Below are 3,982 nucleotides of genomic sequence, written 5' to 3'. Positions count from 1 at the left end.
TGGTTAGCGGTGGTCAGATCCCCGACTTCTTAAAGAAGTCGGGGATCTCGTAGCCTTGCAAAATTAATGGGACAGACCACTAGGGACTACTCATATCAAAAGGCGTCGGGAAAACCCAATATTCTCTTTCCGACGCCTTTAACAGTCAACAGTTAACAGTCAACAGTCAACAGGTACGAGCTACAGGTTAACGTTTTGTTCTTTTGCCAGAAGTGGTATATTGGCACTTGACCCGACCGAGTATAAACTATGCATCAGCCCACATAACAGCGAAGTCGAGGTTTTGTACTCAGTACTACAGGACAGGAAGGGGGAGTGGGCAAATGAACAAAAATACTGGGCAAGGTAGAGTTTTTTCGCTGTTTAAAGGTGTACCTTTAAGTCGCATCCTAGTAGCGTTGTTTCTGTTGCAAATCTTTCTAGCCGTGGGATTGACTGGATACTTATCAATCCGCAATGGGCAAAAGGCAGTCAATGAGGTGGCTAGCGAACTGCGTCGTGAAGTCGCCAATCGAGTTGAGCAGAATTTACAGACTTATCTATCAACTCCGCGTCAGGTACTACGCAGTAATCAAAATGTCATTGATATGGGGTTGCTGAAGATAGAGAATCTTGCAACCTGGGAGTCATACTTAATAGAGCAGTTAAAGATTTTTCCAGATGTGTTGGCTTTAACGGCCAGCAATGAACAGCAAGAACACCTAACGGTGGAGAAGCTAAACGATCGCCAATTCTTACTCAAAAAAGCCGGAAAGTCAACTGGTTACGACCTCTACACTTACCGAATTGACTCTCAAGGTCAACGTACCCAGCTACCAGAGGTGATTAAAAACTATGATGCGCGATCGCGTCCTGATTATCAAACGGCAGTTAATGCCAAAAAATTCAGCTTTAGTCAGATTTTTACATCCCTCACTGACCCCACACTCCTCATTAGTGCATCTCAACCCATCTATAACTTCCAAGGTCAGTTACTCGGAGTCAACAGCACTCTAACTCATATATCACAAATTGAAGATTTGCTGCAAAATATTAAAGTTGGCAAGTCTGGGCAGATTTTTATTATCGAGCGATCGGGGCTATTAGTTGCAACTTCCACAAGCGAAGAACCGTTCCGCTTACAAAATGGTAAACCCATTCGGTTGGCAGCTTTCCAGAGCGGGAATTCTTTGACTCAAGCAACCGCTAAATATTTAACAGCTAAATTTAGTAACTTTGACCAGATTCAAAGTTTACAGCAATTAGATTTCTCTGTTGACGGCAAACGACAATTTTTAGAAGTTAGACCGTTACAGGGCAAACCAGATGTCAATTGGTTAGTTGTGGTAGCTGTCCCCGAAGCAGACTTTATGGGACAAATTGATCGCAACACTCAAACCACAATTTTTCTCTGTCTCGGAGCATTGATACTAGCTACTTTATTGGGAATTATCACTGCCCGTTGGATAACTCAACCAATTCTCTACTTCAGCACGGCGACAAAAGATTTAACTGATTTTACCAATGACGAAGACTCAGTGATGAAAGTACAAGGCATTAAAGAACTAGAGGTGCTGGGTGAATCTTTCAACGAGATGACACAGCAGTTACGCAAAACCTTTACTGCACTGATTACTAAAAATGAAGATTTAGAACTGCAAGTTAAGCAGGAAAGTCAAAAATTACAGCAAGAGATTCAAGAACGCATTAACAGTGAGCAAAAACTGCGCCAGCATAGTCAAGTATTGGCAGAACTAGCAAATCACAAAGCGATTTTTGAAGGAAATCTGGAAGCAGCATTCAAAGTTATCACAGAAAAAGTAGCCAATGCTTTAGAAATAGAGCAAGTGAGTGTGTGGTTATTTAATAACGATACCCACGGTGGGCTGCGCCAGCGCACCAAACTACAATGCATAAGTCTTTATGAACGTAGCCAGCAAAAACATTCGGCTAATCTAGAACGCTACTTGGCAGATTATCCAATCTACTTTAGAGCTTTGGCATCTGTTCGTACCATCACCGTCACCGACACTCGCACTGATCCACGAGTACAAGAATTATGGGATGAACTACTAGAAGCAAAGAATATTGTATCCCTAATTGATACCTCAATTTGGGTTGGGGGCGAAATGGTGGGAACAGTATTGTATGAGCAAGTCGGTATTCCCCGGACATGGGAACTGAGCGAGCAAAACTTTGTTAGTTCAATTGTGGAATTTGTCGCCTTGACTTTAGAAGTGTGCGATCGCAAACGTGCAGAATCCGCGTTGCGTGAGGCTAAAGAAGCTGCTGAAGTGGCAAATCGTGCCAAAACCACCTTTTTAGGAAACATCAACCATGAACTGAGAAATCCTTTAAACTCCATTCTGGTAATCACAGAGGCATTCCAAGATGAAGTGTACGGCCCTGTGAGTGAAGAACAGCGCCAATCCTTAAAGATGCTCGAATCCAGCGGTAAGAACCTACTAGAATTGATTAACCAAATCCTTGACCTTACCGACACTCAATCTAGCAAGATAGAACTGCAACTAGCTGCTACTTCAATTCAGGGAATATGTGACTTCAGTCTCACTTTTGTCAAACATCTGGCGTTTCAAAAAAATATTCGATTGAGGGCACAAATACCCGAAGAACTTGAACCCATCCAAGTTGATGAACGCCGCATTCGCCAAGTATTTATTAACTTGTTGACTAACGCAATCAAGTTTACTAAAGAAGGAGGCGAAGTCTGGATTGAAGTTCAGCCAACTTCCACAAATGAATATATCTTTTTCAGCGTGGTAGATACAGGTATTGGTATGCTGTCTGATGACCTTTTTAAATTATTTCAACCTTTTGTGCAAGTTGAAAACGCCTCTACCCAACGTTCCCCAGGCACCGGTTTAGGATTAGTGATGGTGCAAAAAATTGTCGAGTTGCACGGTGGAACTGTCCATGCCGAAAGTCAGTTAGGCAAAGGTAGTCGATTTACAGTCAAACTTCCTTGGAAAAAAGTGCGGGAATGAGGAAGTGGGGACTTCTAATTGAAGGAGGCAAGAGGCAGGAGCAAAGAATCTTGCTGGCAAAGCATTTTGAGAGGTTGTTTAAAAAGTGTTTCGCTATGACTTTAGTCACTTTTAGATCCCCCCTAATTCTCCTTTTAAAGGCTATGGTGTATACACATCTTTATACACAATGCAAAACATAGTAAGATCCCCCTAAATCTCCCTTAAAAAGGGGGACTTTGAGAATTTTTTGCCCCCTTTTTTAAGGGGGGTTGGGGGGATCAAAAGGCTGTGGGGCAATTCTTAAAACTTGTGTATACACCGTAAGTTAAAAAGGGGGGAACCGGAATCAAAGTCCTCCAATTTATCGGGGGATTAAGGGGGATATAAAATTTTTGATACCGAGAAGAGGACTTTTCAAACATCCTCTGAGAAACATTATGATACCACTGGAGTTGCCCTTAAGCGTGTTGCTGTGCTTCTGCGAATGCGATCGCTTTTGCGAACACCACCCGCCATTTCATATTCACGGCTATCCTCGCCGTACTTAAAGGCAACTCCAAGGAGCATTTTTCCAGTCAAGTCGCTCAAAGTTGTTTCCAACTCTTTCATCTCATTTGTGTAAGAGTCAATCACAGCCAGAGTAGTATTATAAGCATCTATTTTGCTACGGTACTGCTGAATTATTTGTGTAAGATTTTGCAAGTTTCGAGCATCCCCAAAATCCATGCTGGGATCAATTGCTTTGAGTCCGGCGATTCTCAATTCAGCTTTCTCTAGAACGCGATATGTACGCTTTTGCCGAGGCATAATTATCTTCTTTTTATGGTGTTCTAGAGCTAGCTTGCTCTACTAAAGCCTAATTTTGGTTGGGTAAAATCCACAAAATTTTGTGTTTAATATAACAAACTACTCAGCAATATCAACTAAAACTATGATGTTTGTAACGAAAATCGTAGTCGTGGTAACTAAATTTGTAACAATGTAACAAAAATAATGATGTTTGTAACAAAAATCGT

The 3,982-nt window shown here is 41.8% G+C and carries 2 protein-coding genes; one reads left to right on the top strand and one right to left on the bottom strand.

Annotated elements, in window-relative coordinates; genetic code table 11:
• Positions 1-323 precede the first annotated feature (323 nt).
• Positions 324-2,984, top strand: a complete 2,661-nt coding sequence (locus ABF638_RS37005) for an ATP-binding protein (protein ID WP_435027724.1) — start codon at positions 324-326, stop codon at positions 2,982-2,984.
• Between the two features lie 417 nt (positions 2,985-3,401).
• Here the strand turns inward: ABF638_RS37005 and ABF638_RS37000 are convergent, their stop codons facing one another.
• A complete protein-coding gene (locus ABF638_RS37000) occupies positions 3,402-3,773 on the bottom strand; it encodes a hypothetical protein (protein ID WP_435027723.1) in 372 nt (123 codons plus the stop codon).
• Between the last annotated feature and the right edge of the window lie 209 nt (positions 3,774-3,982).

It is taken from the genome of Nostoc sp. CALU 1950, from assembly GCF_051172895.1.
In the GTDB taxonomy this organism is placed as follows: Bacteria; Cyanobacteriota; Cyanobacteriia; order Cyanobacteriales; family Nostocaceae; genus Nostoc; species Nostoc edaphicum_A.
This window is presented reverse-complemented; position numbering and strand designations above follow the sequence as displayed.